31 protein-coding genes are annotated in these 26,403 nt (G+C 59.4%); 13 read left to right on the plus strand and 18 right to left on the minus strand.

The features are described from left to right. Positions 1-337 precede the first annotated feature (337 nt). Positions 338-1,129: a crotonase/enoyl-CoA hydratase family protein gene (locus KRR23_RS06225; protein ID WP_216741804.1), complete on the plus strand. Its 792-nt coding sequence runs from the start codon at positions 338-340 to the stop codon at positions 1,127-1,129. Positions 1,130-1,285: 156 nt separating this feature from the next. Here KRR23_RS06225 and KRR23_RS06230 read toward each other — a convergent pair whose 3' ends face one another. Further along, the gene (locus tag KRR23_RS06230; RefSeq protein WP_054596356.1) at positions 1,286-2,041 is read right to left on the minus strand and encodes a spermidine synthase; all 756 of its coding nucleotides are present in this window, start codon (positions 2,039-2,041) and stop codon (positions 1,286-1,288) included. Between the two features lie 156 nt (positions 2,042-2,197). On the opposite strand from KRR23_RS06230, the gene KRR23_RS06235 reads away from it, so the two are divergent. Next, positions 2,198-3,544 (plus strand): class II 3-deoxy-7-phosphoheptulonate synthase, encoded by a 1,347-nt coding sequence (locus tag KRR23_RS06235; RefSeq protein ID WP_103315665.1) that lies wholly within the window; start codon positions 2,198-2,200, stop codon positions 3,542-3,544. Between the two features lie 127 nt (positions 3,545-3,671). Here the strand turns inward: KRR23_RS06235 and KRR23_RS06240 are convergent, their stop codons facing one another. Together KRR23_RS06240 and KRR23_RS06245 are read right to left on the minus strand one after the other, a co-directional pair. Then, positions 3,672-4,895, minus strand: a complete 1,224-nt coding sequence (locus KRR23_RS06240) for a winged helix-turn-helix domain-containing protein (protein WP_216741805.1) — start codon at positions 4,893-4,895, stop codon at positions 3,672-3,674. 64 nt (positions 4,896-4,959) lie between these two features. Further along, complete coding sequence (locus KRR23_RS06245; RefSeq protein WP_216742115.1) at positions 4,960-5,175, minus strand: DUF1127 domain-containing protein; 216 nt, start codon at positions 5,173-5,175, stop codon at positions 4,960-4,962. 97 nt (positions 5,176-5,272) lie between these two features. Here KRR23_RS06245 and KRR23_RS06250 point away from each other — a divergent pair, with 97 nt between their 5' ends. After that, entirely contained in the window at positions 5,273-6,127 is an 855-nt protein-coding gene (locus KRR23_RS06250) for a LysR substrate-binding domain-containing protein (protein WP_216742114.1), read from the plus strand. Here the strand turns inward: KRR23_RS06250 and KRR23_RS06255 are convergent. Then, positions 6,117-6,851, minus strand: coding sequence for a sulfite exporter TauE/SafE family protein (locus KRR23_RS06255; RefSeq protein WP_216742116.1), 735 nt, complete (start codon positions 6,849-6,851; stop codon positions 6,117-6,119). The two genes, KRR23_RS06250 and KRR23_RS06255, sit on opposite strands and share 11 nt — an antisense overlap. A gap of 191 nt (positions 6,852-7,042) precedes the next feature. Here KRR23_RS06255 and KRR23_RS06260 point away from each other — a divergent pair, with 191 nt between their 5' ends. Continuing rightward, positions 7,043-7,504, plus strand: a complete 462-nt coding sequence (locus tag KRR23_RS06260) for a MarR family winged helix-turn-helix transcriptional regulator (protein WP_216741806.1) — start codon at positions 7,043-7,045, stop codon at positions 7,502-7,504. 275 nt (positions 7,505-7,779) lie between these two features. Next, complete coding sequence (locus KRR23_RS06265) at positions 7,780-8,199, plus strand: organic hydroperoxide resistance protein (RefSeq protein WP_216741807.1); 420 nt, start codon at positions 7,780-7,782, stop codon at positions 8,197-8,199. 76 nt (positions 8,200-8,275) lie between these two features. On the opposite strand, the gene KRR23_RS06270 is transcribed toward KRR23_RS06265, so the two are convergent. Both KRR23_RS06270 and earP read right to left on the minus strand, forming a co-directional pair. After that, on the minus strand, positions 8,276-8,845 hold the full coding sequence (locus KRR23_RS06270) for an elongation factor P (RefSeq protein WP_007943632.1): 570 nt from the start codon (positions 8,843-8,845) through the stop codon (positions 8,276-8,278). A gap of 48 nt (positions 8,846-8,893) precedes the next feature. Next, positions 8,894-10,027, minus strand: a complete 1,134-nt coding sequence (gene earP, locus KRR23_RS06275; protein WP_216741808.1) for an elongation factor P maturation arginine rhamnosyltransferase EarP — start codon at positions 10,025-10,027, stop codon at positions 8,894-8,896. Between the two features lie 122 nt (positions 10,028-10,149). Between earP and KRR23_RS06280 the strand changes: the two genes are divergently transcribed. Beyond that, complete coding sequence (locus KRR23_RS06280; protein ID WP_216741809.1) at positions 10,150-10,551, plus strand: hypothetical protein; 402 nt, start codon at positions 10,150-10,152, stop codon at positions 10,549-10,551. A gap of 2 nt (positions 10,552-10,553) precedes the next feature. Further along, positions 10,554-11,036: a GreA/GreB family elongation factor gene (locus KRR23_RS06285; protein ID WP_216741810.1), complete on the plus strand. Its 483-nt coding sequence runs from the start codon at positions 10,554-10,556 to the stop codon at positions 11,034-11,036. An 8-nt stretch (positions 11,037-11,044) separates the two neighbouring features. Here the strand turns inward: KRR23_RS06285 and cysB are convergent, their stop codons facing one another. The 5 genes from cysB to KRR23_RS06310 form a co-directional block, all read right to left on the minus strand. Then, positions 11,045-12,019, minus strand: a complete 975-nt coding sequence (cysB, locus tag KRR23_RS06290) for an HTH-type transcriptional regulator CysB (protein WP_007955684.1) — start codon at positions 12,017-12,019, stop codon at positions 11,045-11,047. 113 nt (positions 12,020-12,132) lie between these two features. Beyond that, on the minus strand, positions 12,133-12,633 hold the full coding sequence (locus KRR23_RS06295; RefSeq protein WP_216741811.1) for a universal stress protein: 501 nt from the start codon (positions 12,631-12,633) through the stop codon (positions 12,133-12,135). Between the two features lie 93 nt (positions 12,634-12,726). After that, a complete protein-coding gene (locus KRR23_RS06300) occupies positions 12,727-13,632 on the minus strand; it encodes a 5'-nucleotidase (protein ID WP_054596345.1) in 906 nt (301 codons plus the stop codon). Positions 13,633-13,656: 24 nt separating this feature from the next. After that, on the minus strand, positions 13,657-14,619 hold the full coding sequence (locus KRR23_RS06305) for a putative 2-dehydropantoate 2-reductase (RefSeq protein ID WP_216741812.1): 963 nt from the start codon (positions 14,617-14,619) through the stop codon (positions 13,657-13,659). Further along, the gene (locus KRR23_RS06310; RefSeq protein ID WP_216741813.1) at positions 14,616-15,002 is read right to left on the minus strand and encodes a co-chaperone YbbN; all 387 of its coding nucleotides are present in this window, start codon (positions 15,000-15,002) and stop codon (positions 14,616-14,618) included. Before KRR23_RS06310 ends, KRR23_RS06305 begins: the two co-directional genes overlap by 4 nt. Here KRR23_RS06310 and KRR23_RS06315 point away from each other — a divergent pair. Next, complete coding sequence (locus KRR23_RS06315) at positions 15,001-15,432, plus strand: PilZ domain-containing protein (RefSeq protein ID WP_216741814.1); 432 nt, start codon at positions 15,001-15,003, stop codon at positions 15,430-15,432. The two genes, KRR23_RS06310 and KRR23_RS06315, sit on opposite strands and share 2 nt — an antisense overlap. A gap of 143 nt (positions 15,433-15,575) precedes the next feature. Continuing rightward, a complete protein-coding gene (locus KRR23_RS06320; RefSeq protein ID WP_054596341.1) occupies positions 15,576-16,652 on the plus strand; it encodes a 3-deoxy-7-phosphoheptulonate synthase in 1,077 nt (358 codons plus the stop codon). A gap of 63 nt (positions 16,653-16,715) precedes the next feature. Here KRR23_RS06320 and KRR23_RS06325 read toward each other — a convergent pair whose 3' ends face one another. Beyond that, positions 16,716-16,997, minus strand: coding sequence for a GNAT family N-acetyltransferase (locus tag KRR23_RS06325; protein ID WP_019692933.1), 282 nt, complete (start codon positions 16,995-16,997; stop codon positions 16,716-16,718). Between the two features lie 635 nt (positions 16,998-17,632). Between KRR23_RS06325 and oprI the strand changes: the two genes are divergently transcribed. Further along, on the plus strand, positions 17,633-17,884 hold the full coding sequence (gene oprI / locus KRR23_RS06330) for an outer membrane lipoprotei OprI (protein ID WP_002553018.1): 252 nt from the start codon (positions 17,633-17,635) through the stop codon (positions 17,882-17,884). Positions 17,885-18,009: 125 nt separating this feature from the next. Here oprI and KRR23_RS06335 read toward each other — a convergent pair whose 3' ends face one another. The 3 genes from KRR23_RS06335 to KRR23_RS06345 all read right to left on the minus strand — a co-directional run bounded on the left by KRR23_RS06335 (position 18,010) and on the right by KRR23_RS06345 (position 20,038). Continuing rightward, positions 18,010-18,978, minus strand: a complete 969-nt coding sequence (locus KRR23_RS06335) for a L,D-transpeptidase family protein (protein WP_216741815.1) — start codon at positions 18,976-18,978, stop codon at positions 18,010-18,012. 103 nt (positions 18,979-19,081) lie between these two features. Next, complete coding sequence (locus KRR23_RS06340; RefSeq protein ID WP_019692935.1) at positions 19,082-19,375, minus strand: hypothetical protein; 294 nt, start codon at positions 19,373-19,375, stop codon at positions 19,082-19,084. Positions 19,376-19,432: 57 nt separating this feature from the next. Next, a complete protein-coding gene (locus KRR23_RS06345) occupies positions 19,433-20,038 on the minus strand; it encodes an arylesterase (protein ID WP_054596339.1) in 606 nt (201 codons plus the stop codon). A gap of 10 nt (positions 20,039-20,048) precedes the next feature. On the opposite strand from KRR23_RS06345, the gene KRR23_RS06350 reads away from it, so the two are divergent. Genes KRR23_RS06350 through greB form a run of 3 tightly spaced genes read left to right on the plus strand, consistent with a single transcriptional unit; the run spans position 20,049 to position 23,771 of the window. Beyond that, positions 20,049-20,735 carry an ABC transporter ATP-binding protein gene (locus KRR23_RS06350; protein ID WP_054596338.1) on the plus strand — a complete coding sequence of 229 codons (687 nt, stop codon included), beginning with the start codon at positions 20,049-20,051 and terminating at the stop codon, positions 20,733-20,735. Next, on the plus strand, positions 20,735-23,239 hold the full coding sequence (locus tag KRR23_RS06355; RefSeq protein WP_216741816.1) for an ABC transporter permease: 2,505 nt from the start codon (positions 20,735-20,737) through the stop codon (positions 23,237-23,239). The genes KRR23_RS06350 and KRR23_RS06355 overlap by 1 nt, the downstream gene beginning before the upstream one ends. Positions 23,240-23,273: 34 nt before the next feature. After that, positions 23,274-23,771: a transcription elongation factor GreB gene (gene greB / locus KRR23_RS06360; protein ID WP_054596336.1), complete on the plus strand. Its 498-nt coding sequence runs from the start codon at positions 23,274-23,276 to the stop codon at positions 23,769-23,771. Here the strand turns inward: greB and KRR23_RS06365 are convergent. The 3 genes from KRR23_RS06365 to KRR23_RS06375 all read right to left on the minus strand — a co-directional run bounded on the left by KRR23_RS06365 (position 23,768) and on the right by KRR23_RS06375 (position 26,293). Then, the gene (locus tag KRR23_RS06365) at positions 23,768-24,076 is read right to left on the minus strand and encodes a class I SAM-dependent methyltransferase (RefSeq protein WP_216741817.1); all 309 of its coding nucleotides are present in this window, start codon (positions 24,074-24,076) and stop codon (positions 23,768-23,770) included. The two genes, greB and KRR23_RS06365, sit on opposite strands and share 4 nt — an antisense overlap. A 257-nt stretch (positions 24,077-24,333) precedes the next feature. Next, the gene (locus KRR23_RS06370) at positions 24,334-24,768 is read right to left on the minus strand and encodes a DoxX family protein (RefSeq protein ID WP_216741818.1); all 435 of its coding nucleotides are present in this window, start codon (positions 24,766-24,768) and stop codon (positions 24,334-24,336) included. 103 nt (positions 24,769-24,871) lie between these two features. Then, positions 24,872-26,293 (minus strand): transglycosylase SLT domain-containing protein, encoded by a 1,422-nt coding sequence (locus tag KRR23_RS06375; RefSeq protein WP_216741819.1) that lies wholly within the window; start codon positions 26,291-26,293, stop codon positions 24,872-24,874. Positions 26,294-26,403: the final 110 nt, after the last annotated feature.

Raw genomic sequence — 26,403 nt, forward strand, 5'->3', positions numbered from 1 at the left:
CGGCGGGGATTTGCGAAAACGAATGAATGAAAAAGATTCGTCAAGGAAGAGTCCGCTGTGCGGACGTGCAGCCGAAGCTGACTTCGGGGAATTGCGCTACCTAAACGCGGCCTGGCTAAAGACCGGCGCGCACTATACCGGAATTCGCCAAAAAAGGGAGCTTTATTTGTCGGAAAAACCCGGCATACACCGTTGTGTCACAGGCTTTGCGGATAATCGTGCAACGGTCTATTTTTCAAAGGCCCGGCCCTGTTGGTCGTGACACTTAAACGGTTCATCTTTCAGGCTATGACCTTTGGTCCGCGCCCCCCCCCTTCCCCGCCCGAGGATAGACCCCATGAATCAAGCAGATTGCAGTCGTGTCAGCCGTGAACGACGCGGTCATGTCCTGTTGATCGGGCTGGACCGGGTGGCCAAGCGCAATGCATTTGACCTTGATCTGCTCAACGCACTGAGCCTGGCCTATGGCGAGTTCGAAGCCGACAGCGAGGCCCGCGTTGCGGTGGTGTTCGGTCATGGCGAGCACTTTACCGCCGGGCTGGACCTGACGAGTGTCAGCGCGGCACTGGCCGAAGGCTGGCAAGTCCCGGCCGGCGGTTGCGATCCGTGGGGGGTGTTCGTTGGCCCCAGGGTCAGCAAACCGGTGATTGTTGCGGCCCAGGGTTATTGCCTGACCATTGGCATCGAACTGATGTTGGCCGCCGATATCAACCTCTGCGCCAGCAACACCCGTTTTGCGCAAATGGAAGTGCAGCGCGGCATCTTCCCTTTTGGCGGGGCAACCCTGCGCCTGCATCAGATAGCCGGCTGGGGCAATGCCATGCGCTGGCTGCTGACCGGCGATGAGTTTGATGCCCACGAAGCGCTGCGCCTGGGACTGGTGCAGGAGGTGATGGCCAGCGAAGACCTGTTACCTCGTGCGATCGAGCTGGCAGAACGCATTGCCAGGCAGGCGCCGCTGGGGGTTCAGGCGACCTTGCAGTCCGCACGTCAGGCCCATCTGGAGGGTGAAGCAGTGGCGGCATTGGGTTTGCCACCGCTGGTCAAGAAACTGCTTAACAGTGAAGACGCCAAGGAAGGCGTGCGGTCGTTGATCGAGAAACGCCCGGGTGTATTCAAAGGCTGCTGACATTGCCTTTGTGGCGAGGGAGCTTGCTCCCGTTCGGCTGCGCAGCAGTCGTGAAGCAGCAATCGCGGTGTATCAGAAAGACGGCGTTTGCCGGTTCTGGGGTCGCTTCGCGCCCCAACGGGAGCAAGCTCCCTCGCCACAGTGGCTCGCCAGAATTCACGTCGCCGGACGAATCGCCTTGATCAGCGACTGCAACGAATACCCCAACCGCGGCGCCAGCGCTTCGGCGCGAGCGGTCAATCCTTGCATGTCCAGTTCCTGGTCAAGGTCGGCTGGCACAATCAGGATCACGTTGCCCTCCTTCACCGGCAGCTCCCAATAATGCCGGTGATAGAGCCCACGCAGTAATGCCGCACCCAGTGGCTTGCCGTCATCGGTCGCCCATTGATTGATCACCAGCCAGCCGCCCGGATTCAGGCGTTTCTGACAGTTTTCCAGAAACCCCCAGGCCAAATGACCGACACCCGGACCGACATCGGTATAAAGGTCGACGAAGATCAGATCCGCCGACTCAGCGGTCTCGAGCAACTCGAGGGCATCGCCGATACGGATGTACAGACGAGGATCGTCGTCCAGCCCCAGGTACTCGATGGCCAGGCGCGGTACGTCTGGGCGCAACTCGATCGCTTCGACGTCTTCCAGCGGCAGGAACTTCAGGCACGCCTGAGTCAGGGTGCCCGCCCCCAGACCGAGAAACAGCGCGCTCTCCGGCTGCTCATGGCACAGCGCACCAATCAGCATCGCGCGGGTGTAGTCGTACTCGAGCCAGCTCGGATCGGCAGTGAACACGCAGCTCTGCTCGATGGCATCGCCAAATTCGAGAAAACGGTAATCCGCCACTTCCAGCACCCGGATCATGCCGAATTCATCGTGCACCTCGGCGAGCAGATGCTCGACGCGCTCCTCAGTCATTTCGTCTCCTGGTCGTTGTCGGGTTGATCCCCGGCAACGCAATCATTCGTTCCGCTTGGTGCGGCAAAGGCGCGATTGTCCGCCAAGCTTCGGGAACAGGTCACGCACTAATTGCTGATAACATAAACGTCCGATCGTAAAACATTAGAGTCCACGATGAGCCAACCCTGGAGTCCTGACAGCTGGCGCGCCCTGCCGATCCAGCAACAACCCCACTACCCTGACGCTGCGCATTTGCAACAGGTCGAGCAAAGCCTGGCCAGTTATCCGCCATTGGTGTTTGCCGGTGAGGCCCGGGAGTTGCGCCGTCAGTTTGCCGAGGTGACCCAGGGCCGGGCGTTTCTGCTGCAAGGTGGCGATTGCGCGGAAAGCTTCGCCGAGTTTTCGGCGGCGAAAATCCGCGACACCTTCAAAGTCCTGCTGCAAATGGCGATCGTCATGACCTTCGCCGCCGGTTGTCCGGTGGTAAAAGTCGGGCGTATGGCCGGGCAGTTCGCCAAACCGCGCTCGTCCAATGACGAAACCATCAACGGCGTGACCCTGCCGGCCTACCGAGGCGACATCGTCAACGGTATCGGTTTCGATGAAAAAAGCCGCGTCCCCGACCCGGATCGCCTGTTGCAGTCCTATCACCAGTCCACCGCGACCCTGAACCTGCTGCGGGCGTTTGCCCAGGGCGGTTTTGCCGACTTGCATCAAGTGCATAAATGGAACCTGGACTTCATCGCCAACTCGGCGCTGGCCGAAAAGTACAGCCACCTGGCCGACCGTATCGATGAAACCCTGGCGTTCATGCGCGCCTGCGGTATGGACAGCTCGCCGCAACTGCGCGAAACCAGTTTCTTCACCGCCCACGAAGCGCTGCTGTTGAACTACGAAGAAGCCTTCGTGCGTCGTGACAGCCTGACCAATGATTACTACGATTGCTCGGCGCACATGCTGTGGATCGGAGATCGCACACGTCAGCTCGACGGCGCTCATGTCGAGTTCCTGCGCGGGGTGAACAACCCGATCGGGGTCAAGGTCGGCCCGTCCATGAACACCGAAGAACTGATTCGCCTGATCGATGTGCTCAACCCCGACAACGATCCAGGCCGCCTGAACCTGATCGCGCGGATGGGCGCAAATAAGGTCGGCGACCATCTGCCGCAGCTGATTCGTGCGGTCGAACGCGAAGGCAAGAAAGTGCTCTGGAGCAGCGACCCGATGCACGGCAACACCATCAAGGCCAGCAGCGGCTACAAGACCCGGGATTTCGCGCAGATCCTTGGCGAGGTCAAGCAGTTCTTCCAGGTTCACGAAGCGGAAGGCACCTATGCCGGTGGCATCCACATCGAGATGACCGGACAGAACGTCACTGAATGCATCGGCGGCGCGCGGCCGATCACCGAAGATGGTTTGTCGGACCGTTACCACACCCATTGCGACCCGCGGATGAATGCCGATCAGTCGCTGGAGCTGGCGTTCTTGATTGCCGAGACCCTGAAGCAGGTTCGCCGCTAAATCAGTAGGCCTTGATCGTTCCCACGCTCTGCGTGGGAATGCCTCTAGGGACGCTCCGCGTCCAGTGACGCAGAGCGTCACGGGCTGCATTCCCACGCAGGAGCGTGGGAACGATCATCACGATCATTCAGGTCGACTGCGCCAACGCCACCCGCAACCGTGCCGCACTGGCCCGCGGGCAATTGAGCTGAATCTTTTCCAACCCCAACCAACCGGCCATCTGCCGAAGATTCGCCGCCAACGCCTGCATCCCCTGCTCATCCAGGCCCGGATCTTCTTCGTGTACGGCATGCACCGCCAACCGCCCCAACGCCCGTTCCGCTCGAAGGTCAACCCGCGCGGCAATCCGCTCGTTGTGCAAAAACGGCAGCACGTAATAGCCGTATACCCGCTTGTCTGGCGGCGTGTAGATTTCCAGTCGATAACGAAAATCGAACAACCGCTCGGTTCGACTGCGCTCCCAGATCAACGAATCAAACGGTGAAAGCAACGCACTGGCCTCGACCTTGCGCGGTACTTTTGGCTCCGGCAGGCAGTACGCAGGCTGCTTCCAGCCCTGCACCCCGCACACCAGCAACTGGCCATTTTCAACCAGCTCGGCCAGCCCGTTGCGGCACTCCGTCAGGCTCAACCGAAAATAGTCGCGCAGATCCTTTTCGGTGCCGACACCCAACGCTTTGGCTGCATGCAACAGCAATCCGCGTTGCGCCTCGGTTTCGCCGAGCAGCGGTTGCTTGAGAGTTGACTCGGGAATCACCCGTTCCGGCAAATCGTAAAGACGCTCGAAGCCGCGACGCCCCGCCACCGTCACTTCGCCGGCTGCGAACAACCATTCCAGCGCATGCTTTTCAGCGCTCCAATCCCACCATGGACCGGCCCGTTCCTGACGCGTAGACAAACTGCCGGCGCCGAGTGCACCCAGCTCCTGGACCGAAGCCAGGACACGGCGAATGGTCTCTTGCTGTTCGCGACCGAAACGCGCCAGCTGCTGATAGATCCCCTCGCCTTGCGACGCGCGCTGCATGCGCCAACGCATCAAGGGATACATCGACAGCGGCAACAACGACGCTTCATGCCCCCAATACTCGAACAACGTACGCCGTCGGCCCTGGCTCCAGGCGGCCTGGTCGAGCAAGTCGGTGGAGTAGTTGCCAAGACGCGAGAACAGCGGAAGATAGTGCGAGCGCACCAGTGCGTTGACCGAATCGATTTGCAAAATGCCTACGCACTCGATCAGGCGGTTGAGCTGAGCGGGCTTGATCGCCGCTGGCGGCTGGCGCCCGGTGAAACCCTGGGCGGCCAGCGCCAGACGCCGAGCCTGTTTGAGGGATAAGGACAGTTCTGCGGGCATGTGCATCTCCTTGTCTGCTCGCAAACTACCTCAGTCTGAAGCTGCTTGTGTAGCGGTTCGGTACTCATTTGTGCATCGGGTCGTCCCAGAATGGCCGGACGACTTCGTGCTCGACATCGGCGCGACTGATACCGATATCCTTGAGCGCTTCGTCACTCATGCTCGCCAGCAATGCGCGCTCACGGCGGAGTTGATGCCAGCGGAGGATTTTTTCCAGCCAATGGCTCATAGAAAACCCGTGAAACTTTCCAACCAGCACATAACCTTTTTGACCTTTCATCATCTTGCCCTCCGTTGTAGATGACTGAAGTCTCGCGCCGGAGCTAAGATCAATCCAACGAATGTTTCTTATGCAATACATCTCGGAGATTGATGAATTGAGCCACTACCCGAGTATCGATACGGAAGTCCTGCGCACCTTCGTTGCCATTGCCGACCAGGGTGGTTTCACCCGCGCTGGCGAGCTGGTCAATCGCACGCAATCAGCGGTGAGCATGCAGATGAAACGGCTGGAAGAGGACGTGCTGCAACGCCAGTTGTTTCAGCGCGACGGCCGTCAGGTGAAGCTGACCGCCGAGGGTCAGGTGTTGCTCGGCTATGCCCGGCGGATCCTGAAACTCCACAGCGAAGTGTTCAACACCCTGCGCGAGCCGCACATGGTCGGCACGGTGCGCATCGGCACCCCGGATGACTATGTCATGCGTTTCTTGCCGGGCATCCTCTCGCGCTTTGCCCAGGCTTATCCGCTGATCCAGATCGAGGTCCATTGCGAGTCATCCAAGCAGTTACTGCTGCGTCAGGACCTGGACCTGTCGATCGTCACCCGCGAACCCGGCAGCGAGATCGGCCAGTTGCTGCGCAAGGAACGCTTTGTCTGGGCGCAGGCGCAGTGCTTCAGCCCCAACGAGCAGACGCCGCTGCCTCTGGCGATGTTCAACAGTGATTGTTTTTGCAGGCTTTGGGCCTGCAATGCGCTGGACGCTTCCGGGCGCGAGTACCGGATTGCCTACAACAGTTCGAGCCTGTCGGCGATCATGGCGGTGGTCAGCGCCGGGCTGGCGGTCACCGCGCAACTGGAAAGCCTGATCACTCAAGACATGCGCATCCTCGGCGAGGCTGAAGGCCTGCCCTTGTTGCCCGAAGCCAGCATCATGCTGGTGCGCAACCTGAACAACCCTTCACCCATCACCGAATGCCTGGCGGAGCACATTGTCGAAGGCTTCAAACTTTAAAGGCGAGCATCACTGCGCAGAGCACCAGAAAGCCACAGAACAACCCGCGCAACAAACGCTCCGGCATGGCGTGGGCGACCTTGACGCCCCAGCTGATGCTGAGCAACCCGCCGACCGCCATCGGCAGTGCGATGCTCCAGTTCACTTGATGATGGACCGCGTAAGTCACCAGCGTGACGCCGGTGCTGGGCAAGGCCAGCGCCAATGACAACCCTTGAGCCACCACTTGCGTGGTGCCGAACAGGCTGGTGAGCACCGGCGTCGCCACCACCGCACCGCCCACGCCGAACAACCCGCCCATGGTCCCCGACGCTGCGCCCAACACCCCCAGCCAAGGCCACGAGTAACGCATCTGCGAGGCCGCCGGCGCAGTGGCCATGAACATGCGCAACAGGTTGTAGGCCGACAAGGCGATCAGGAACGCCACAAAACCGATGCGCATCAGCTGTGCATCAATGCCCACCGCCCAGATCGAGCCGATCCAGGCAAAGCAGAAGCCCATCGAGGCCAGCGGCAACGCGTGGCGCAGTTCGATGCGATTGCGCTGGTGATAGCGCCACAGCGCCAACATCACGTTCGGCACCACCATGACCAGCGCCGTGCCCTGGGCAATTTGCTGGTCCAGACCGAACAATACGCCCAACGCGGGAATCGCGATCAAACCACCGCCAATCCCGAACACACCGCCTACAGTGCCCAGCGCAGCGCCGAGCACCAGATACATCACTAACTCAATCACTGACGACTCCCCCTCACATCAGGCCTCGCATCCTACGCAGTCGGCCCACGCAGGGAAACGCGCAGTCACGTCGAAACCCTGACGCGTGCGTCCTCGGCCGGCAATAACCGAAAATTATCTGGCGCATTAAAGACTCGACCGCTAAATTCATGACGATGAATGATCAAGGTTTAGACATGAGCACCCAACGCAACACCCCGGACAACTGCGACAACCTGCTGCTGCATAACCAGCTGTGCTTTGCCCTGCACTCAACGTCACTGCTGATGACCAAGGTCTACAAACCCTTGTTGCAAGCACTGGGCCTGACCTATCCGCAATACCTGGCAATGATGGTGCTGTGGGAGCGCGACGGGCTGACCGTCGGTGAAATCAGCACGCGCCTGCTGACCGACCCCGGCTCCCTGACGCCGCTGCTCAAACGCCTGGAAGCCGAAGGCCTGCTGAGCCGCACCCGCAGCCGCGAAGATGAACGCGTGGTAATTGTCGAGCTGACCGAACAAGGTCGTGTCCTGCGGGAAAAAGCCCGAGAGATCCCGCCGTGCATCCTCGGCGCCAGCGGCCAGACCCTGGAACAGATGCGCAAACTGCAGGCCGATCTGCAAAATCTGCGCAGTCATTTGCAAGAGAGCCTCTGAGCGGGCTGCCTGAGCTACCGCGTCATCGTTCATCGCGGGCAAGCCTTGCCCGCGAAGACGGCTGCCCTGAGACAAAAATCTCTCTCCTCACATATCCCCCGCCAACACTTCTAGCTCAATACTTCCAGGCGCATGTATCCACTTGCTAGCCGGCCTTCGACAAACTTTTTTAAAATTTATCTTGTGCGCAAAACATTAGCTAGCTACATTTATTTCGCAACTACTTAGCGCGCAAACCTTTAGCGCAAAAATCAAATTCGAACGAGGCCCACACCATGCAAACTCTCTATACCGCAGTTGCAACCGCTACCGGTGGCCGTGATGGTCGCGCTGTTTCCAGCGACAACATCCTCGACGTCAAACTCGCCACACCAAAAGAACTCGGCGGTGCCGGCGGTGCAGCGACCAACCCTGAGCAACTGTTCGCGGCCGGTTACTCCGCATGCTTCATTGGCGCACTGAAATTCGTCGCCAGCCAGACCAAGCGCAAAATCCCTGATGATGCCTCGATCACCGCTCACGTCGGCATTGGCCAGGTTCCAGGTGGTTTCGGTCTGGACATCGACCTGCACGTCAGTCTGCCCGGCCTGGAACAGGCCGACGCGCAATCGCTGGTCGACGCCGCGCACCAGGTCTGCCCGTACTCCAACGCCACGCGCGGCAATGTAGACGTTCGCCTGCACGTCACTGTCTGAGTGTTCGTACCCGATAGACGCGCACAAAAAAGCCCGACTCGATGGTCGGGCTTTTTCTTTCCTGCAAAAACTGCGCTTATTTAGCACGGCCTTTGTAAGAACCGCCTTCGCGGGTATCGATCTCGATCATGTCGCCGATTTCGATGAAGTCGGCAACCGACAGCTCGGTACCGTTCTTCAGTTTGGCAGGCTTCATTACCTTGCCGGAAGTGTCACCGCGAGCGGAACCTTCGGTGTAGTCAACCTGACGCACGATAGTGGTCGGCAGCTCTACGGAAACCAGACGCTCTTCGAAGAAGATCGCTTCGCAAACATCGGTCATGCCTTCTTCAACGAAAGGCAGAACGGCTTCGATGTCTTCGGCGTTCAGCTCGTACATGGTGTAGTCAGTGGTGTCCATGAACGTGTAGGTGTCGCCGCTGATGAACGACAGGGTCGCTTCTTTGCGGTCGAGGATTACGTCGTCCAGTTTGTCGTCAGCGCTGTAAACGATCTCGGTCTTGTAACCGGTCAGCAGGTTTTTCAGCTTGGTCTTCATGATCGCGCTGTTACGACCGGACTTGGTGAATTCAGCTTTCTGAACCAGCCAAGGGTCGTTTTCGAGACGGATCACCGTACCGGGTTTCAGTTCTTTACCAGTTTTCATTGCGAATATCCGAATTTGGATGGGATTTACAAAAATCTAGGCCGCGTATCATATCCAATTTACATAAAACTGTACCAGCGCCGTGGCAAGATCGGCCTGCAAAGCCTGATCCAGACACCATGCCTGGGCGTGCTTTTGCAGTTCTGGCCAGTGTTCCTGTGTCGCAACCCATGCCTGAGCCATTCCAGCGCCCGTGTTCCAGGCTCGCCATAACCCGACGAGCGCGGCTTTTGCCGCCAGGGAAAGGCCTGCGGTGTACAACGTCAGAAAGGCTTCGAGTTTGTCCAGGTGGACATCTTCTTCCTGTTGATAAATATGCCACAGCATTGGCCGGGCCGCCCATTGCGCGCGGACGAACGAGTCCTCTCCACGCACCGCATTGAAATCACAACACCACAGCAGCAGGTCATATTGATCCTGTCGGACGAACGGCAACACCTGCACGGTCAACGTCCCTCTTACCTGTAATGCGCCGACACCAAGCCCTTCAACGCCCAGCCAGCGCTCGACGTCGCCCAGAATCCGACCCTCGGGCACCAGCAGATGAGTGGCATGAGCGTCGCTCGCCATGACGTCCAGCCAATCGGCCAATCCGGCATTCTCGTAGGCGAATAACGAAATCAACCGCGCACCTTCGACGCGATCGACGCCCAGTCCTTGCAGGAATTCGCGCTGCGCCTCAGCGCTGTGTTGAAACTGCTCGCGCCGCTCCAGCAACCCGCGCTCACGCAGCAAACCGCCGGTACCCGCCTGAAACCCCGGGAAGAAGAAGTACTTCTGCACCTGTTTGTACTTCACCGACGGCAAGCCATGGCAGCCGACGATCCAGTCTTCGGCACTCAAATAATCGAGATTCATCCACAGCGGAGCCTTTTCTCGCGCTGCCATTGCCTCCATATAAACATGCGGCAACTGGCAGGCGAATGCAGCAATCACCACATCGGCGGCCTCTGTCGGCGCCCAGTCGGCCGGCCAATGGCAGACCTCGACGCCTTGCTGCCACTGCCGGGCAGCATTGATGTCGAGTTCCGGGCACAAGCGTTCGAACGCCCGCAGGTCATCGACCCACAGCCGTACTGCGCAGTGATGTTCGGCCACCAATTGTCGGGCCAGACGCCAGGTCACGCCGATGTCGCCGTAGTTGTCGACGACCGTACAGAAAATATCCCAGTCGACTTTCATTCCAGGCTCCGTGGGGCAAAGACCTTAATTGTCCGCATAAATCGTTGCGCGCAGAAGAGCCGACGCCGATTAATCTTCGTGCGACAATCGCGCCAGCCCACCACCCTCGCCAGGAGGCAGTCATGCCCTACCGCCCACACGTTCGTCGCACGGTGTCTATCACACTTAGTCCGCTGCAACTGATTGCCAGTATTACGGTGGGTTTGTGGCTGGGATTTTTAGCCATCGCGCTGACCTGCTGGCTGGCGTCGAAACTGCTGTTCAGCGAACAACTCGCCCCGCTTGCCGATGCGGCGCATCGAATAGCACAGCCCAAGCCTGCAGCGGTTGAACCGGCACCCGAGAATCAGATGTTCGAGCAGTACAAGGAAAACCTGCGCAAACAGGCGCAACAGCAAACGCTCGATCAGGCACGCAGCAATACCCGCAACCTGTCCAACCCGAAATGCCAGTTCTGGCTACAGCAAGACCAAACCGCACCCAGCGAAAAAAGCCGCGCCAACGTCCAGCAATTCTGCGATTGATCATGAACAAACACACGGTCCACCAACTGATCCTGGAAAAGCTTGCGGTCGATCTCGACATCGCCGAGCGTGCAGCGCAAACCGCGTACGAAACCGCGACCCACGAAGAAAACATCGCCGAGAACAAGTACGACACCCTGGGACTGGAAGCGTCTTATCTGGCAGCCGGACAAGCCAAACGGGTGGAGGAAATCCGCCAGTCACTGGCGCTGTGCCAGAACCTGACATTGCGCGCTTATGACGATCAGCGCGGGATTGAAGTCGGTGCGCTGTTGGGTCTGGAAGACGAAAAGGGGCGCGAACAGTGGCTGTTCCTCGCGCCTGATGCGGCCGGTTTGAAGGTTGATCTGGTAGGGCAACTGATTACCGTCATCACCCCGCGCTCACCGCTGGGCAACAGTTTGCTGGGCAAGTTCGAGGGCGATGAGGTGGAGATCGTGGTGGCGGGCACTCGGCAACAGTTCGCTGTCACCGAGGTCGTCTAGCGGACTTATTAGTGAACCGGTAGTTCAACGCCTTCGAACAGCTCTTCCAGTTCCTGCTTGTTGTGGCACTGGATGGCTTTGGCCATGACTTCGCGAGTCAAGTGCGGGGCGAACTTCTCGATGAAGTCGCACATGAAGCCACGCAGGAACGTCCCGCGACGGAAACCGATTTTGGTCACGCTGGATTCGAACAGTTCGCTGGCGTCGAGCACCACCAGGTCGTTGTCGAGTTTGGTATCGACGGCCATTTTCGCCACGATCCCGACACCCAGACCCAAGCGAACGTAAGTCTTGATCACGTCGGCGTCGGCGGCGGTGAACACCACTTTCGGGGTCAGGCCGCGATGGCTGAAGGCTTCGTCGAGTTTCGAACGACCGGTAAAACCGAACACGTAGGTCACGATCGGGTATTCAGCCAGGGCTTCGAGGGTCAGCTTCGGCAGCTTGGTCAGCGGGTGACCTTGCGGCACGACTACGCAACGGTTCCAGCGGTAGCACGGCATCATCACCAGGTCGCCGAACAGCTCCAGCGCTTCGGTGGCAATGGCAAAATCCACGGTGCCGTCAGCGGCCATTTCAGCGATCTGCATCGGTGAACCCTGGTGCATGTGCAGGGCAACGTCCGGGTATTGCTTGATGAAATTGCTGATCACCGGCGGCAGTGCATAACGCGCCTGGGTGTGGGTGGTGGCAATCGACAGGGTGCCTTTCTTCTCGTTGGAGAACTCCTGCGCGATCTGCTTGATGCTTTCGACCTTGCGCAGAATTTCGCCAGCCGTGGTGATGATTCGCTCACCGGCCGGTGTCACTCGGGTCAGGTGTTTGCCGCTGCGCGCGAAAACCTCGACACCCAACTCGTCTTCCAGCAGACGGATCTGCTTGCTGATGCCCGGCTGCGAGGTGTACAGGCTTTGAGCAGTAGCGGAAACGTTGAGGTCGTGGTGCGCCACTTCCCAGATGTAGCGCAATTGTTGAAGCTTCATATCAATCCCTCAAAGCAGATAGACGCCACGGGCATCAGCGACGGTATATAACTATATTAATGGTTTGAAGAATAAATCTAGAACTTTTTCATCAAAAGGCCAGCATTCTCGCCTTAAATATCGCCGTGACGCCGACGCTGCGACAATGGCACCAGGTAAACCGGCACATGCGACAACTGCAGCACACGCGCCGCAGTCCGTCCCAACGGTGTTTCTCCACCGGCCCCATGGCTGTGACTTCCTAGGATCAACAAATCCACCGAGAGTTTCTGTGCCTGATCAAGAATGACCTGCGACGGGTCACCCTGAAATACTCTGACCGATTGAATCAGCTCCAGGTCCTGCTGCCCCTCCCCCAACTCTTCGCGGAAGCTGTCGAATACCCGCTGCTCGATATTGGCCATCACCGTGTTCAAACCCTGGCTGTGAAATTCATTCAAGGCTTGCTCATCGAGATAGCTCTGCAACACCGATTCGGCAAAAAGCCCCATGGGCTCAACTGCGTGTACCACGTACAGATCGGCTTTGAATGTTCGTGCCAATACCAATGCATGCTGCATCACAAAGGGTGCGTACAGGCCGAGGTCAGTGGCATACAGCATCGAATGGATCATTTGATCTCCTCGAATGCAAAAATGGCGGCGATTAATTCAGCTTAGCAGCGCCACAGCGATACGACGTTCTGCGCAAGGCATTGAACGTTGGGCTTAAATCTTCAGTTCATTACTGACACCGTGAGGGACGTGGCCGGTGGCAACCACCTCACGCGCCAACTCGCAATGACCTGCCTGGTCGTCGAAAAATACGTCGGCGGCGAAGGCTTCAAGAAACGCCGATTTCGCCAGCCCGCCGAGAAACAGCGATTCGTCGAGTCGAATATCCCACTCGCGCAAGGTACGGATTACCCGCTCGTGAGCGGGTGCCGAACGCGCGGTCACCAGTGCAGTGCGGATCGGGCAACTGTCATCAGGAAACTCGCGCTGCAACAGATTGAGCGCGGCCAGAAAACCTTTGAACGGACCTCCGCGCAACGGCTCGCGAGCGGCTTCGCGCTCGTTGGCCTGAAAGGCCTCGAGGCCACCCGACTGATAAACCCGCTCCGACTCATCGGAAAACAGCACAGCGTCGCCATCGAAGGCGATGCGCAACTCTTCGCTGGCGGCGCGGCTCGCACCACCGGACAGAATCGTCGCCGCGGCGAAGCCGGCATCGAGTGCGCTGCGCACGTCATCGGCGTGGGTGGAGAGAAACAGATCGCAGCCGAAGGCCTTCAGGTACGGATACGGACTGCGCCCGCCGACAAACGCCGCGCGGGAAATCGTCAGGCCGTAATGGTGAATCGAGTTGAAGACTCGCAAGCCGGTGTCTGCGCTATTGCGCGACACCAGCACCACCTCGACCCGCGCCCGACCGAGGCTGGTATTGAGGTTCAAGAGTTTTTGCACCAGTGGGAACGCATCACCCGGCTCGAGGATTTCGTCTTCGTGCTCGATCTGATACTGCCGATAAGCCTCGACGCCGCTCGCCAGATAGAGCTTGTGGCTTTCGCTCAGATCGAACAGCGCTCGCGAAGAAATCGCCAGCACCAGTTTGTCGCCTATCCCTTTTGCCATGCTGCTCCCCCCAGGTGAAACGACTTAACCGTTATGCCGATCGACAAAACCCAGGGCCTGATACAAGGCCTCGATTTTCGGCAACTCGCAACCGGCGGCCTTGGCGGCTGCCAATGGCCGCGCATAAATCGCTGCCAGTTCCAGTGGCCGTTTATGCTGGTAGTCGTGGTACATGCTCGGCCAGTAGTCGGGCATTTTTTCGGTGACCTTGAACAGGTGCTCGGCATACCCCGGCGGCATGCTGTGGCCACAGGCAAGTGCGCCCTTCACCACTTCGGCCATCAACGCCTGAACCAGTTCGCGGCTGCTGTCGTCAGCCATCAGCGGTGTCGTGCTCGCGCCGAGCAAGACCGATAAACCGTTGTAAGGAACATTCCAGACCAGTTTTTGCCAGCGCGCCTGCTGAAGGTTAGCCATCGCCTGCGATTCAAGACCGGCGGTACGAAACAGCCCTGCCCCCTGCTCGATAATTGCCTGACGCGCCGCCTCGTCATCAAGCGCCGGTCCACTGTGATAACCCACGTTCACCGCACCGAGTGCCTGATGTTCGATCACTCCGGGACCCGAGCGATGCACGCAGATAAAGCACAATCCACCCAACAAGTGCAGTGAGTCGGGTAACAGATCGCGCAGGCTGTCTTCGACATCCAGGCCATTTTGCAGCAACAGGACCTTCGCCCCCGGCGCCGCGGCCTTGATGATCGCCGGTGCAAGCTCGGCGTTGCTGGTGGTTTTCGCGCCGACCAGCAACCAGTCGCACAGCGGCATATCGTCGGCCGACGAATACGCCTGAACCGGATTCAAGGTCAACGCGCCATAGGGCGCGCTGTTGAGTTGCAGGCCGCGTTCGGCGACCGCTGAAAACTCGCTGCGCAACAGAAAGTGCACATCGAACCCGGCCCGCGCCAGCATCACGCCGTAAAAGCCACCGATTGCTCCGGTGCCGATAATGCCGATTCTCGGCTTTTCAACTGCAGTGCCCGTCATGGCAACTCCTCTGGATTTCGACTCAGCGCCTGCCCCAGCGCAGCATTCAGTTCGGTGCGGGCCAGGCGCGACTGTAGCGCCCCATAAAACTCGCCATCGCGCACGACAAACAGCGCGGGCAAATGAAAGACCTGATAACGCTCTACCACGCCACCGTTGTTCCCCGCATCGATCCAGCACAGCTGATCGACTTCAAGGTCAAGCTCCGGTAACTGCTGACGGGCCCAGCGGCAACTGGAACAGCCGACGCTGGTGAAAACCACCAGCGACACACCACTCATCGCCAACAGCCGCTGGTCGGCATCGAAATCGGTCAACTCGCATTCGACCACTATACTGGGAGAAGCACTGTCGAATGACCGACACTTGGAGTCTGTGTTCATGGGGCGCTTTATTCCTCATCCTGACGATGTGCCTGTCGAGTTAACGTTGCGCAAGCAACTGTGTATTTCTCGGCAAGAACTGCACACTATCAGTCTCGGAGGCGTGGCTTGCAATTACCACCGCGCCTGGCGCAAAGGAACGGCACTGGAAGTGCGAATGCCGACCCTGAGCGAAAATGTCTGTTATCTGGGCTATGTGGCCTGGTGCCTGCGACGAAAGCACGGTTATCTGGTCGGCATCGCGTTCATTGACGAACAGACCCTGTTTAAAGCGCGGATGGGCGAGCAGGTCTGTCAGATCGAACGTTTTTGCCGTCAGCAAAAGCCCCAGGTTGAACAGCAAGGCGTCGATGCGCTGGCCCTCAAATGGCTCGACCAGCATGCCACCGAGTACTCTCACGAGACCGTTCGACAGGCCTTTGCGCAGTAAACGCTGGATAAACCCGCGCCTGCCCATTGTCGAGCCACCGCGTAACGCGCTAAGGTTCGGCTCCCCGCTGCGCTTAAATCATGCTGTGCTCCGCCGCGCGGGGATCGCTGGCGGCCGGCACCCGTGACCTGACGAGTAACACGATGGCTGATTTACCGATCAATGACCTAAACGTCGCCTCCAACGAGACGCTGATCACTCCTGACCAGCTCAAGCGTGATATCCCCCTGAGCGATGCTGCCCTGCGCACCGTGACCAAGGGCCGCGAAGTCATTCGCAATATCCTGGATGGCACCGACCACCGCCTGTTCGTCGTCATCGGGCCTTGCTCGATCCACGACATCAAGGCTGCACACGAATATGCCGAGCGCCTCAAGGTACTCGCCGCTGAAGTGTCCGATACCCTGTATCTGGTCATGCGGGTCTATTTCGAGAAGCCTCGTACCACTGTCGGCTGGAAAGGCCTGATCAACGACCCGTACCTGGATGACTCGTTCAAGATTCAGGATGGCTTGCACATTGGTCGTCAGTTGCTGCTGGACCTGGCCGAAATGGGCCTGCCGACGGCGACCGAAGCCCTTGACCCGATCTCGCCACAGTACCTGCAGGACCTGATCAGCTGGTCGGCGATTGGCGCACGCACCACCGAATCCCAGACGCACCGTGAAATGGCTTCGGGCCTTTCCTCGGCAGTCGGCTTCAAGAACGGCACCGACGGTGGCCTGACGGTTGCCATCAACGCCCTGCAATCGGTTTCCAGCCCGCACCGCTTCCTGGGGATCAACCAGGAAGGTGGCGTGTCGATCGTCACCACCAAGGGCAATGCCTACGGTCACGTAGTACTGCGCGGCGGCAACGGCAAGCCGAACTACGATTCGGTCAGCGTGGCACTCTGCGAGCAAGCGCTGAACAAGGCGAAGATCAAGCCGAACATCATGGTCGACTGCAGCCACGCCAACTCCAACAAGGACCCGGCGCTACAACCGCTGGTGATGGAGAACGTGGCCAACCAGATCCTCGAAGGCAACCAGTCGATCATCGGCCTGATGGTCGAAAGCCATTTGAACTGGGGTTGCCAGGCGATTCCGAAAGATCTCGCCGAGTTGCAATACGGCGTGTCGATCACCGACGCCTGCATCGATTGGACAGCTACCGAAAACACCTTGCGCAGCATGCATGCCAAGCTCAAGGATGTGCTGCCGAAACGTCAGCGCACCTGACTGCATTCAGCGCACACAAAAACGCCGGGCTAAGCCCGGCGTTTTTTTATTCGGTGATCCTGCTCAGAGCTTGGCCGCATGCCGCTGGTGACGTTCCATGTAGCGCTCCACGTAGGAACACGACGGAATGACTGTGTAGCCCATTTCCTCGGCGTACTGCAGCGCCTGTTCGGTCAACGCCGCCGCAATACCGCGACCACGCAGCGCGTTGGGCACGAAAGTACGATAGATATCCAAGGTCTGTTTCCCCAGATCCATATAGGTCAGGTAGGCACGATGACCGTCCACATTGGTCTCGAACTGATGACCAGCCTGGTCATGGTGGATGGACAACGCCTCGCTCATCACTACTCCTCGCGGGTCTTGAACTGACCCCTACCTTACCGATGTTTTCCCGGCGAAGGAACCTCTACGCCACCCCGTGTCTGTTTGGACACCGAGAGGAACTGCAGCCATCTCGCGCAACCGGACACATTTCGAATAGTAGTCACCAAAGGCTGAAATGCTCAAGGCGCACTTGTCATCATGTCGATTGCGTCGGTTCAGCGCAGGGCACGTAGTGGCGGCTCGACCGAACATCTCTCCTGGTCGATAGCCTGAACATTGCCGGATGTTGAGACTTAAGACGAACCGGGCTTGTTAAAGTCACCTCTACATGCACAAAGAGGCGTGAGCCGCTCCGCAAATTCTGAACAAAAGTGTAGACGAATCGATATAGAGCGACTTGGGCTCTAGAGCGTGAAACAGTCATGTTCGTCTGTCAGCTATACAAGCAGGTCGCTCGGGGCGGGCTTCCCAGCTGACTAATTTTTATACAACACGATTAAAAGTTGCTCGAAAAAGATTCCGCGCCTACAATTTTTTTTGCTTCTTGCGCTACGTCAGTTTACTTACTACAAGTAATGGGTAGTATGTATGCCGGCTATTTCCTCACTCTGAGGAGACAGCTACTTAATAGAAAGTCCTTGAAGGGGAACACGATGAACAACGTTCTGAAATTCTCTGCTCTGGCTCTGGCCGCAGTTCTGGCTACCGGTTGCAGCAGCGTATCGAAAGAAACCGAAGCACGTCTGACTGCTACTGAAGACGCAGCAGCTCGCTCCCAGGCTCGTGCAGACGAAGCCTACCGTAAAGCTGATGAAGCTCTGGCTGCTGCTCAAAAAGCACAACAGACTGCTGACGAAGCTAACGAGCGTGCTCTGCGCATGCTGGACAAAGCTAGCCGCAAGTAATAGTCCCTCGGGACTGTTATCAAGCCGATCCATTTTTTGGGTCGGCTTTTTTATTGCCCCGATTTTGCCGAGGGCAATAAAAAACCCGCCGACGCTGTGAGGCCCCGGCGGGTCGTTTGAAGCGCTTACTGCAGATCGATCGGTACAGCCGACGCCACAGGCGCGGAGGTATTCGGTACAGCGATTTCCACCGGCATGCCATCTTCAGCGGCGACCACGTCGCGCACCACATCCCAGTTCATGCGCAGGCTCTTGGCCAGGTCTTCACGCTTGAGCAAAGCATTGATCACCGCGGTGTGCTTGTCGACCACCGACGGGTTGCCAGTGTCGTCCAGCGGCGTATGCGCTTCCAGGTAAACCTTGCCGCCACTCATGCCGAACTTGTACGGGTCGTTGAGGATCCGCACCGACGTTCCCACCGGCACCATGCCGGCCATTTCCAGCACATTGTTGTTGAACATGCGGAAGCAGCCATGGCTGGTACGCATACCAATACCGAACTTCTTGTTCGAACCGTGAATCAGGTAGCCCGGCGTGCCCAACGTGAACTTGAACGGCCCCAGAGGGTTGTCCGGGCCGGCCGGCACGACGTTTGGCAGCGGATCGCCATCGGCGGCGTGTTCGGCCTTGATCGAGGCTGGAGGGGTCCAGGTCGGGTTCGGTGTTTTGGCAGTGATGCTGGTGTGGGCGATGGGTGAGCCCCAGCCTTCACGACCAATCCCCAGCGGGAAGGTGTACACCACGTTCCGGCCTTTGGGGTAGTAGTAGAGGCGATACTCGGCCAGGTTGATCACGATGCCTTCACGCGGGCCTGGTGGCAGGATGAAGCGTGTTGGCAGTACGACTTCGGTACCAGCACCCGGCAACCACGGATCGACGCCCGGGTTGGCGGCGACCATTTCCAGGTAGCCCAGATCGTAGGTGGTGCCCAGATCGGCAAAGGTGTCTTCGTACTTGGCTTTGACCGTTTGCACCTGACCGACGATATCTTCGCCCGGCGGCGGTAAAGGCAGCTCCAATGCTGCAACGGGACCCGCTACACACAAGGCGGCAAGAGACAAGTAGCGGGTGACGGCAGGAAAGCGCGGCAACATCCGGAACATCCTTCGTATGATCAACAGAGGGTATGGGGGCAAGATTGTACACCGAAGCCCCCGAATTCGGGGAGCCGGGTCGATGGACTGCCCTTTGAGGGCTTTACAGCTCGAAGCGCAACTCGGGCCAGATCGGCGATGTACCGCGCTTTTGCGATTCCAGGATCGCCCGGCACAGCGAGCACAGTCGCTGGTCCTGAAACACCGTCCGGTCGACACTCGACCAGCGCGGCTGCGCCGGCAGCAAAGTGCCGCACAGGGTACGGTCGGCCGAGCCGCCCAACTCCAGTTGACGCGTCACCAGATGCACCCGGACTTCCTGGCAGGCGAACAGATCCAGCTGTTCGTCAGGCTCGATCAGTTGGTAGGCAAACAGGGACCAGGCAGGACGCGGCATCGGGGGCTCCAAATCAGGGGGCGCCACATTAGCCGAAAGACTGCCGCTAGAAAAGCGTCATAACAGCGGTTTTAGCGTAGGCCAGACATTTTCCAGCAACTTGCCCTGCGCCGCGACCGCCGGATGAATGCCATCGGCCTGCATCAGCTCGGGATTCCCGCCGATTCCCTGAAGAAAAAACGGCACCAGCGGGACTTTTTTCTCCTCGGCCAGATCGCTGTAGACCTTCGCGAACGCCTCGGTGTAGCGCACCCCATAATTGGGTGGCAATTGCATACCCAGCAACAGCACCCTGGCACCGCTGGCCCTGGCGTTGTCGATCATCGACGCAAGATTTTGTTGCAATTGCGTTGGCAGCAATCCGCGCAGCCCGTCGTTGCCCCCCAACTCGAGAATCACCACCTCAGGCTTATGCTCCACAAGCAACGCCGGCAGGCGTGCCTGGCCGCCGGCACTGGTGTCGCCACTGATGGACGCATTGACCACCGTCTCGGTGAAACCTTCGTGCTTGAGCCGCTGCTCGAGCAACGACACCCACCCTTGCCGGGTATCCAGGCCGAAAGCTGCGCTGATACTATCGCCAACGATCAGGACTGTACCCGCCGCTGCGTTCTGGGCCATGCACATCAAGGCCAGGCCAGCACTCAAAAACCACACACGCATCGGACTCTCCATGGGCGCAAGCATTCTCACTGCGCGGAACCTTAGCAAAGTGGTTCCCAGCGCGGAAGGTGAACTGACCATCCTGCACGAACTCAGCCTGGAACTGAACAAGGGCGACAGTTTGGCCATCGTCGGCAGTTCCGGTTCCGGCAAATCCACCCTGCTGGGTTTGCTGGCGGGTCTCGACCTGCCCAGCAGCGGCGAAGTCACCCTTGCCGGGCAAGCCCTGAGCAATCTGGATGAAGACCAGCGCGCGCGGATACGCGCCGAGCACGTCGGCTTCGTGTTCCAGTCGTTCCAGTTGCTCGACAGCCTCAACGCCCTGGAAAACGTCATGTTGCCGCTCGAACTGGACGGCCGCAAAGACGCCCGCGAACGCGCCACCGAACTGCTGCGCCGCGTTGGTCTGGGCCAACGCCTGAGCCATTCGCCGCGTCAGCTCTCCGGTGGCGAACAGCAGCGCGTGGCAATCGCCCGGGCATTTGCCGCCGAACCCGATGTGCTGTTTGCCGATGAACCCACCGGCAACCTCGACACGCACACCGGCGAGCACATCAGCGATCTGCTCTTTGAACTCAATAAAGAAAGCGGCACGACGTTGGTCCTGGTGACCCACGACGAACGCCTGGCACACCGCTGCCACCGTTTGATCCGCCTTGAAGCCGGCCTGTTGGTCGTCGCCCCTCTGGAGCCTTGATGGCACGTTTGCCGCTGTTGCGCCTGTTCAGTCTCGCCATTCGCCAATTGCTGCGCGATGCCCGCGCCGGAGAACTGCGGGTGTTGTTCTTCGCCCTATTGGTCGCCGTGGCGGCGAGTACCGCCATCGGCTACTTCGGCGCACGTCTGAACGGCGCCATGCTGCTGCGCGCCACCGAGTTTCTGGGTGCGGATATGCTGCTGGAAGGCAGCTCGCCCGCGCGCCCGGAACAAATACAATCCGGCAAGGAGCTGGGGCTGCAACACGCGCAAGTGGTGGAGTTTTCCAGCGTCATCGCCACCGACAACGGCATTCAGCTGTCGAGCATCAAAGCGGTCGACGGGATCTATCCATTACGCGGCCAACTGAAAAGCGCGCCCGCGCCGTTCGCTCCCGAAGAGGCCGGTGGAAGTCCGAAACCGGGCGAAGCCTGGGCCGAAGCGCGCCTGCTGACGGCACTGAACCTGAAGGTCGGTGACACCATCGATGTCGGCATGAAAACCCTGCACCTGACTCGCGTGCTGACCTATGAACCGGACCGTGCCGGCAATTTCTACAGCCTCACGCCCCGGGTGATGATCAATCTCGCCGACCTGGTGGCCACCGGTGTGGTCCAGCCCGGCAGCCGGGTCAGTTACCACGAACTCTGGCGCGGCACGGCACCGGCCCTGGAAACCTATCGAGAGCTGATCAAACCGGGGCTGGCCGCCAACCAGCGCCTGCAGGACGCCCGCGACGGCAACCGGCAAATCGGCGGTGCGCTGGGCAAAGCCGAACGTTACTTGAACATGGCCAGCCTGGTCGCCGTGCTGTTGTCCGGCGTTGCCGTGGCGCTCTCGGCCACCCGATTCGCCACCCGCCGCTTCGACGCCAGCGCGCTGCTGCGCTGCCTGGGTTTATCGCGTCGGGAAACCCTGCTGCTGTTCAGCGTACAACTGACTGTACTCGGCCTGCTGGCCAGCCTCAGCGGCGCCTTCCTCGGCTGGCTCGCGCAGTTGGGGTTGTTCGCTTTGCTCGGTGAGTTGCTGCCCTCCGATGTACCGCCGGGAGGACTGCTGCCGGCCGTTGCCGGGATCGGCACCGGACTGGTCGCCCTCGCCGGCTTCGCCCTGCCGCCACTGGCCGCACTGGGTCGCGTGCCACCGCTGCGGGTACTGCGCCGCGACATCCTGCCGATCCCTTCAAGCACCTGGATGGTCTATGGCACCGCACTGGCAGCCTTGGGGCTGATCATGTGGCGCTTGAGCCTGGACCTGCTGCTGACCTTCGCCCTGCTCGGCGGCGGTGTCATCGCTGCGCTAGTCCTCGGTGGCCTGTTGCTGCTGGTACTCAACAGCCTGCGGCGCCTGCTGGCCCGTGCATCCTTGCCGTGGCGGCTGGGTCTGGGCCAATTGCTGCGTCACCCATTGGCGGCAGCGGGACAATCGCTGGCCTTCGGCTTGATTTTGTTGTCGATGGCGCTGATCGCCCTGCTGCGCGGTGAGTTGCTGGACACCTGGCAAAACCAGTTGCCAAAAAACGCCCCCAACTACTTCGCACTGAATATTTTGCCCGCCGACAAACAGGCCTTCACTGATCGGCTGATCGAACTCTCCGCACAATCGGCGCCACTGTATCCAGTGGTGCCGGGACGGCTGATCAGCATCAACGGAGAACCGGTGCAAGGCATCGTCAGCAAGGACACCGAAGGTGATCGAGCCATCCAGCGCGATCTGAGCCTGACCTGGGCTGCCGATCTGCCCGCCGGCAACAGCATCACGGCTGGTAGCTGGTGGTCTGCGCAGCCGACAGGCGATGTACCCGGTGTTTCGGTGGAAGGCAAAGTGGCCGAGAGCCTGAAGCTCAAGCTCGGCGATCATCTGGTTTTCAGCATCGGCGGGGTCAACCGCGAGGTGCAGGTCACCAGCTTGCGCAAGATCAACTGGGACAACTTCCAGCCGAACTTCTTCATGATCTTCCAGCCCGGCACCTTGAAAGACCTGCCGGCTACTTACCTGACCAGTTTTTACCTGGCGGCAGGTCACGATCAACAGATTATCGACCTGGCGCGAGCGTTCCCGGCGGTAACCATTCTGCAGGTCGAAGCCTTGCTGGCGCAGCTGCGCAGCATCCTTGAGCAAGTCACGCTGGCGGTCGAGTACGTGTTGTTGTTCGTGCTGGCGGCCGGCATGGCAGTGCTGTTTTCCGGCTTGCAGGCGACACTCGATGAGCGCATTCGCCAAGGTGCATTGCTACGTGCGCTGGGTGCCGAACGGCAGTTGCTGGTCAAGGCGCGGCGGATCGAGTTCGGTTTGCTCGGCGCAGTCAGCGGTTTGCTCGCGGCGCTGGGCTCGGAGCTGGTAAGCCTGGTCCTTTACCGCTATGCGTTCGACCTTGCCTGGCATCCGCATCCGTGGCTGCTGTGGCTGCCGGTGATTGGCGCATTGCTGATCGGCGGTGCGGGCGTGTTCGGTACTCGTCGGGCGCTGAATGCCAGCCCACTGACAGTCTTGCGCGAGGGTTGATAAACTTGATGCCTCCTGACCAAAAGAAACTGCAATGAGCCGCTACCGCCCTCCTCGCACCGCCGGCACCGCCCTCATCACGCCCGAGGGCGAAGCGCGGATGCGTGCCGAGTTCCATGAGCTCTGGCATGTACGCCGCCCCCAGGTGACCCAATCCGTCAGCGAGGCTGCTGCGCAGGGCGACCGCTCTGAAAACGCCGAGTACACCTACGGCAAAAAAATGCTGCGCGAGATCGACAGCCGCGTGCGGTTTCTCACCAAGCGGCTGGAAGCGCTCAAGGTTGTCAGCGAAAAACCCAGTGATCCGAACAAGGTCTACTTCGGGGCCTGGGTGACCATCGAAGATGAACACGGCAAAGAGTCGCGCTATCGCATCGTCGGCCCGGATGAACTTGATCTCAAGCTAGGCCTGATCAGCATCGACTCACCGCTGGCGCGGGCCTTGATCGGCAAAGCGCTGGATGCCGAAGTCCAGGTGCAGACGCCTACTGGCGAGCAGTTCGTATACATCGTCGCAATCGACTATCCCTAGCGGCGGGCAATCAATCCCTGGCGAGCAACGCGCGTCAGTTGCCTGATCACTTCGGCCGCGTCTTCGGCGCTGGGTGACTGGATCACCGCCAGATCGAAGCTGTCGCTGGCAAAACGCGCCAGCGATTCGCCGTCTTCGACAAACTGGATCAGGAACGCTGCCGGGCCGCCGGTACGACGTGGCCAGCCATCGAGATAACGCAGCAGCGTCGGCTGATGATTACCGCCAAGGAGGATTTTTGGATTGCGCTGGGTCGGGTGTGCCGTGATCGGCGCAGGACGTACTGGGGGGCGTAGTGCATTCATCGTGTCGTGTCTCTGCCTCAAAAGTCTGCATGGCAGGTGAGAGGCAACACCGAACCAGCGCTTTAGCGGTATTTCGAAGCCTGTTTCAAGCTTCTATCGGTAACTGGATGAGTTACCTGGCGCCCCGCAAGTAGCTGTTTAAATCGGCGCATGGCAAGCATCCTAGAGAAGCCGACAGGACAGTGTCAAGAATCTCGTGCAACAAAAAAAAGCCCCGCATTGCGCACAATGCGGGGCTTTTCGTTGAGTCAGAGCGGTCAGCCGGTGATGGCACGATCTACCGACAACTTGCCTGCGCCTTCGATCAGTACGGCGATGCTACCGCCGAGCAAGGCCAGAGCGAATTCATAACCGTTGTTGGCCATGAACAGACCGTTGTGGATGTGCACCGATAGAATGGCGACCAGCGAGAGGAAGGTCAGCCCCAGCGCAGCCGGGCGTACCAGCAGGCCAATGATCAGCGCCAGACCGGCGAAGAACTCGGTACCACCGGCCAGGATTGCCATCAGGTGACCCGGTGCCAGGCCGATGCTTTCCATGTACTGCGCGGTGCCGGCAATACCATAACCGCCGAACAGGCCGAAGAGTTTCTGTGAGCCGTGGGCAGCGAAGATGATGCCGACGAAGATCCGCAGAACGGTCAGACCGTAGCCAGCGCGGGTGGACAGTACCTTGTTGATCAGTGTGCTCATGCTATGTCATCCAGTGTAAGTGTGTGTTGGTTGACCGCTATATTAATCAGTAAACATAATGTTAAAAGCGCAAAAAACCCGCCATAACAATCAGTTTAGTCGATCATTTGCGTGAGACAACTTTCTGACCTTGAGGCTCCAATGACTCCCGCTCCCGGTCATATGCCAAAAAGTATTTATTCACACTATTAACATAGCTGACAGGACCCATTCCCACCTGCTCCATAGCAATGCGCTCGACCTGGAAAAACCACTGATTGGGGTTCAAGCCGCGGCGCCGGGCCTCGGCACGCATCCCCTGAACACGTTCCGGCCCAAGGTTGTAGGCCGCCAGAACGAAAGCCATGCGCTCACGCTCATTGAGCTTGGGGCTGGCGAAAAACTTGCGACGGATCAGTGCCAGGTACTTGGCCCCGGCCTGCACATTGCTGTCCACGGACTGAATGTTATTGACCCCGACCCGCTGCGCCGCCGACGGGGTAATTTGCATCAACCCGGTCGGGCCACTGCCGCTGCGGGCGCTTGGCTCAAGCGCCGATTCCTTGAACGCCAGCGCCGCCAGGTTCAACCAGTCCATGCCCTGTTCTCGGGCGTGCTTTTGCAAGACCGGGCGCAGCTTCTCAAGACGTTGGCGGTCGGCGCGGTCCAGCGGGTAGTGAACCTGATACAGGCGTCGGTAAATACGCAGGAAAGCCACATCCTCATCGGACGGGGTTTTATAGGTTTGCAGGAAGCGATCGATGCTCGCTCGCAACATCGATGCGTCACGACGGACGAACCAGTACTCCTTGCCCGGCTCGCTGATGACCACCTGACGATCGAAACGCAGCTTGGGCAGGATCTTGCCCCAGCGCTCGGCAATCGGTTGCTCGACGATGGTCAGGTGGAAAATCCCGCCCTGCACCATCTCCAGCACGTCTTCGACCGCCAGGCTCGGGTCGACCCATTCGACCTTGACCGGTGGCTGCTTGTTCAGCGCCAGCTTCTGATTGATCTGGTTGATTGCCTCACCGGCCGTGCTACCGGCGGGCAGCGCCAGGGTTTTACCGGAAAGTTGTTCAAGCCGGGTATAGCGGCGCTCGCCCTTGATTCCCACCAGCAGCAACGGCACGTTTGCACCTATCGGCTCGCTGGTACTGACCGTGTGTGCGGACTGCGCATCGAGCAACTCCCCCGGTGCTACCAGGTCACCCTCGCCACGCTGTAACGCGCCGAGCAGTTGATCCTTGGCTTTGGGGATGATCTTGAGGGAGATTTCCTGGCCGTCACGGGCATGGCCATTGAGGTACTGTTCGAAGGCTCGCAGGCGATGGTATTCAACGCCGATGGTCTGGCCCTGGACCTCGCCGGAGCTGTTGCGGCTCTGATTGACCAGCACCCGCAGCACGCGGCTGCCGCGGATTTCCACCAGATCGCGGACCTTGCCCGACTGAACGGCTTCCAAGGGACCCGCCAACCGCGCAACGGCCGGCATTGGCAGCAGCATCGACAAGCACAGCACTAGCAAAACCTGGAGTCGTGTCATCCGTTCTCCGGAAAGAATACTGTCCAACGTCTCGATATTTCGAGCCGTGGGTCGACAGAAACAGAGCGCCTGGAGCGCTGGCAGAGTGCGAAAGAGCGCAGCCGCGACGG

Source organism: Pseudomonas sp. CVAP#3, assembly GCF_018986375.1.
GTDB lineage: Bacteria > Pseudomonadota > Gammaproteobacteria > Pseudomonadales > Pseudomonadaceae > Aquipseudomonas > Aquipseudomonas helvetica.